Source organism: Halosimplex salinum (genome assembly GCF_003730195.1).
GTDB lineage: Archaea > Halobacteriota > Halobacteria > Halobacteriales > Haloarculaceae > Halosimplex > Halosimplex salinum.
On record NZ_QWGG01000022.1, the window covers coordinates 1 to 4,747 of the forward strand.

At 53.6% G+C, this 4,747-nt stretch carries 7 protein-coding genes; 5 read left to right on the plus strand and 2 right to left on the minus strand.

What is annotated here, in order from left to right; translation table 11 throughout:
* The first annotated feature begins 207 nt into the window (after positions 1 to 207).
* Positions 208 to 339 carry a hypothetical protein gene (locus D1409_RS25635; protein ID WP_268895839.1) on the plus strand — a complete coding sequence of 44 codons (132 nt, stop codon included), beginning with the start codon at positions 208 to 210 and terminating at the stop codon, positions 337 to 339.
* Positions 332 to 1,282, plus strand: a complete 951-nt coding sequence (locus tag D1409_RS24125) for a homing endonuclease associated repeat-containing protein (protein ID WP_164471902.1) — start codon at positions 332 to 334, stop codon at positions 1,280 to 1,282. The genes D1409_RS25635 and D1409_RS24125 overlap by 8 nt, the downstream gene beginning before the upstream one ends.
* Here the strand turns inward: D1409_RS24125 and D1409_RS24130 are convergent.
* Positions 1,269 to 1,649, minus strand: a complete 381-nt coding sequence (locus D1409_RS24130; protein ID WP_123539508.1) for a hypothetical protein — start codon at positions 1,647 to 1,649, stop codon at positions 1,269 to 1,271. The two genes, D1409_RS24125 and D1409_RS24130, sit on opposite strands and share 14 nt — an antisense overlap.
* A gap of 105 nt (positions 1,650 to 1,754) precedes the next feature.
* Between D1409_RS24130 and D1409_RS24135 the strand changes: the two genes are divergently transcribed.
* The 3 genes from D1409_RS24135 to D1409_RS24145 all read left to right on the plus strand — a co-directional run bounded on the left by D1409_RS24135 (position 1,755) and on the right by D1409_RS24145 (position 3,734).
* Entirely contained in the window at positions 1,755 to 2,636 is an 882-nt protein-coding gene (locus D1409_RS24135; protein ID WP_123539509.1) for a hypothetical protein, read from the plus strand.
* Positions 2,637 to 2,641: 5 nt separating this feature from the next.
* A complete protein-coding gene (locus D1409_RS24140) occupies positions 2,642 to 2,995 on the plus strand; it encodes a hypothetical protein (RefSeq protein ID WP_123539510.1) in 354 nt (117 codons plus the stop codon).
* Between the two features lie 67 nt (positions 2,996 to 3,062).
* Positions 3,063 to 3,734: a hypothetical protein gene (locus D1409_RS24145; protein ID WP_123539511.1), complete on the plus strand. Its 672-nt coding sequence runs from the start codon at positions 3,063 to 3,065 to the stop codon at positions 3,732 to 3,734.
* A 255-nt stretch (positions 3,735 to 3,989) separates the two neighbouring features.
* Here D1409_RS24145 and D1409_RS25085 read toward each other — a convergent pair whose 3' ends face one another.
* Positions 3,990 to 4,562 (minus strand): hypothetical protein, encoded by a 573-nt coding sequence (locus D1409_RS25085; RefSeq protein ID WP_164471903.1) that lies wholly within the window; start codon positions 4,560 to 4,562, stop codon positions 3,990 to 3,992.
* Positions 4,563 to 4,747 lie beyond the last annotated feature (185 nt).

The window sequence follows — 4,747 nt, forward strand, 5'->3', positions numbered from 1 at the left end:
CGGGATGGTCTCCGAGCGGAGACCATCCCTGGAAAAAATCAATTAGCCCTTGCTGAGGGTACATATCCCCCCGATTGGTCGCCTATTACGAGATAGTGGCGAAATTCATCGGGGCTAAACACGTACGTTGAACTCAACACGAGATGGGATGACGATGGACCACACTACTGCAAAATCGTTGAAGCATCACTCTCATACAACCTGGTTATGGTTGAGTTTGAGCCTGTTGAACCGACAGAAGAAGCTCCTCTGGGTCTTTCGGTAGAAGAGTTTGTTGATGATGTTGTCGCAGTCCACGACGAACATCCAAAACCGGGTGAATACTACGGAGATGTCTAAGACCGACACGTCAGAATGTGTAGTTGACGGTTGCACGGAGATATTTGACTCAACACGCGGTGCTCGAATTCATTTTAGATATCATACAGAAGCGGAAAAAAGAGCAGCATTACTGGATGAGATAATTAATTTGAGTAGTCAAAAGGGGAGAACGCCCACCGCTGGGGAAATGGATGAAGATGGACCGTTTAGCGTCACTACTTATCAGAATTATTTTGATTCTTGGACTGAAGCAGTAAAACGTGCTGGCCTTGAGCCTCGCCGCGAGACGAATTTTGGGGATACAGATCTTATTTCGGAGATTAAACGGTTAGCCGAACAACTTGATAGGGTACCCACAGCAGGAGATGTTCTCAAACGGAGTAGATACGCTCTCCGAGACTTTCAGAAGCAGTTTGGTAGTTGGAATGAAGCACTACAAAGAGCGGGATATCAGGTAAACGCCGCTATGGATATTCCCGAAAAGGAGTTATTGGCCGAGATACACCAACTCTATGAAGATCTTGGACGTGTTCCCTCAAAAACAGACATGGCCGAGTACGGGTACTTCGCACCTCGCACCTACCAATTGGAGTTCGGAACTTGGAACGATGCAATTGTTTCAGCTGGATACGAGCCCAATCAGACGTTTGACTCGGAATGGAATTATTACTACGGGCCAGATTGGGATGCTACACGAGAATTAGTAATTCAGCGCGATGACGAGATGTGTAGGTGCTGTGGCAAACCGCGATGTGACTGTGAGCAGGATCTAAATGTTCACCACATCAAACCTGCCAGGGAACTCCCTATTGACGGGAATTCAGAGGATAATACATTGAACGATCCTTCAAATCTAATCTCACTTTGTCCTTCGTGTCATCATAAATTCGAAGGTCAATGGACTGATTCTGATCCCTCCTCCTTCGCCGAGAAAGCCCGTTTATCGCTCACCGTGGATTGACGGGAGCAATATATTCGTTCCTCCAAGAGCCCCCCTCTCTCCATTGCCAGTAATAATATTGGTATTTTTTACCATCTTCTATTTTCGTCGTCTTCACCGTGATATAGGCTCCTGTAGCGGGGACATCATCGTAGTCGTCGGGATCCATCGAGACACCCTGCTCCTCGAGATCTTCGACGACATCATCGTCGACGGCATCCTCGGGAGCGGTATCTGGAGATGCAGGTGGTTGCTCCCGCTTCCAATCGGCAAGAGCCTGTGCGTAGTCAGCCAAGTCCTCCAGCTCCTCGACCGATAATTCGTCTACCGCGTCTCGAACGTGTGCCGGAAGGTTAGGTCCAGAAGGTCTCTCAGTGTCGCCCGTCATTAGTTACCCCACAGAGGGGCATAGCCATAACTATTGTGGGGTAACTCGTGATGAGCACTCTCCGGTTGCTTTCTCGCCCCCCACAGGTGGTGGAGGTAACTACGCATGTCTACCCACCAGATCACCCCGGCGGACGAGCACCTCCCACCACTCGAACTTCCCCCAGGCGCGCTCGACGCATCGCACCCTGACTATGAGAACACCACGGGCAGTGACCCACCGGAGATCGAACCGATCGAGCACCGCATCCGTCTCGACATCATCGAGGCTGGCGGGCTCTTGTCTCACGACACCCACGCCCCCACCTCGCTCGCCCGGCAGTACATCCAGAAAACGCTCGTCGATACCTACGAGAGCGAACGCCGGTTCTTCCCCTCCTACGACTGCCTCGATGACTTCTTGGACGAGGCTCCTGCCTTCCTCACAGGTGAGCTCGAACCCCATTACCACGAGCTCGAGCAGATTCGCGCCAATCGCCGAAAGTGGTACACGGAACTCATCCCGAAAAATCTCGACACTATTCAAGGAACAGCCGACTCCCTCCTCCCCCTCCACGCAAACACTTTCCACGGAGTCGTCATCGTCGACGCGAACACCGATCCCATCGAGTATGCCGACGAACACGACCTCGATGTAGACGACATCATTCGGGAAGCCCAGCTCGATAACCACATCCTGCCCTCCGAATATGGGATCACTCTCCCGGCGCCGCTCATCGTCGGGGAATTCGCCAGCGGGTCCACTTACGCGTTCCTTCCCTGGTCGGACGCCGTCGTCTGTGGCTGTCCCTATAAGCAGACGAACAAGTGGGCGGTGATGTGCAAACACGAACTGGCGGCTGCATCCTGTCTCGCCACCGCTCACGAGGGAGACGTCGATGCCAAGTACGTTCTCCCGATCGACGTCGGTGTTGACATCCCGCAGCGCGCCCACCGGTTCGTCAGCCCGACCGTCGCAGCCACTCACACGCCCCGGAAGCAACGGTAATCACGATGACGCCTTCCATCACAGACCCGGGGAGCCACCCCCAACTGCAGTGGCTTACGCGCGGGTCGCCCGCGATTACGCTCACTGAAGCTCTCCACAACGCTATCCCCGTCGAGGTCCTCGACAACACCGTTGTCGACGCCAACGCCTACTACCACGTCGCGACAGACACTCTCATCGTCGCCCAATTCGATACCGTCCAGACAGTCTTGGAGCGAGACGGTGCCCCCCTCCGCTGCCCACACGACAACGACCTCGCTTCCTGCCCGTCATGTTCCACTCAAGACGACACGTCCGAGTGCGATTCACTCGACGACACCGACCACCACCCACACGACCCGTCACCAGCCTGCTTGTGAGTCCCGTTGTCTCGCGGACTTCACACGTTCGACGAGAGCCTACCCAAGCACCCCACTCCTCCTGACTATGCAGATCGACACAGTCACTCTCACCAAGATCCAGACGTATCGCGTTACCGCCGACCCGGTCGTCGCGAGTAACCACGCCGCCGGCGCCGCCAACCTCGAGGACGGTATCCACGAGGAACGCCGCGCACTCGTTGAGGACACTCCGACAGGTGAGCGTGTACCCGTCGCAACGTGGGGCGAGCTCGCGGCACTCTGTTCGACGGCCTCCCTCACGCACGCCGCATTCACCAACGCGGAGTTCGTCAGCCTCTACCAGTACGCCTTCCGCCAGTACCTCGACGGGATCGCCGGCAATAACCAGGAAGTGGACGCGATGCTTCCCTCGAACTTCCCGATCCTCCCCGCAGACGACGAAATTCGCGATAGAGCTCGTGACCTCCGCGAAGCGCTCAAACGCGACCGCGACCGCTGGTTCACCGAGCACGTCAATGAACTCGACATCGAAACCGACGGTGTCCCGACGGCATTCTGGCTCCACGATTCCACGACAATGGCAGCAGAATTTCTCGCCGAGTGGTTCGCGGCCGGTGAGGTCTCCGACCAGCTTCTTCGGAGTGTCCCGAGTCTTCCCGGACAGACTCCCGGAGAGAACCCCAAGACAGCCGAGAGTACAGCCACTCAGACAACCGACGAGAGTGACCCGGCACAGGCCGGTCTCGATATGTTCTGACCGACTCTATGAAATCACCAGAATCTGATGGTTTTTTCACCGCCGTCAATACACACAGGGGGGCTCACTTACCGGTAAAGAGGCTCAATCTATCTGTCTCTTGTTAGGAGACGCATAGACGATATAGAGGATGAATTCAGCAAGCTATTAGTTGGGTATAGTCGTTTTCAGCCTTCGAAAGAGGGTTCTATAAGTTGTGAGTGACTAGCGCACTGTATGGAGTACTGTCGGTGAGCCTCTCACCAGTTGGGGGTTTCAATCAGACCCATTAACTGTAAGCAGTGCTCCAAATTCTGCTGAGGCCTCGATCTCAGAGTAATACCATATCTGTATCCAGACCGATTGCAGGCGGTTTCTTATCTCCTCATCCGTCATTTCCTCGAATCCTTGCGGGTCTTCCTCTTTTAATAAGTCACGAGTGACCTCTTCAATATCAACAAAGACTGTATTTCTGTCACGCTGGTATTCACTAACTTCCAGAGATTGTCCATCTCCAGCTAGCACCAAGCCATCGAAAGCTCTAGTAGATCCACGATAAATCGGAATCGACTCGCCGTCGTCATACGAGAACCCGCCAAGCACATCTTCATCTTCACCAACTTCCTCTACAAAGTAGTCGCTTCTCCTAAGACTGTTAGAAGCCCTAAACCCATTAATTACGATCGCCTTCGGCCTCGTTCCCTTCTCATCTAATCTAGAACATGCCTCTTCAATTTCTTCGGGGAGTAGCTCATGTGACTGAACCACGATTTGTGATAGGTTGTCCTGTGTTTGCTCAATCCAGTGTTCAATAATAGAGTTCACATGATTCTGTGTCTGTTGATCCACATTATGGACAAATTCCGCAGGTGGATCGGGAATAAACGCGCCTTTCGGATAAGATATTCGTACGTGTTTAGCCCCGATGAATTTCGCCACTATCTCGTAATAGGCGACCAATCGGGGGGATATGTACCCTCAGCAAGGGCTAATTGATTTTTTCCAGGGATGGTCTCCGCTCGGAGACCATCCCG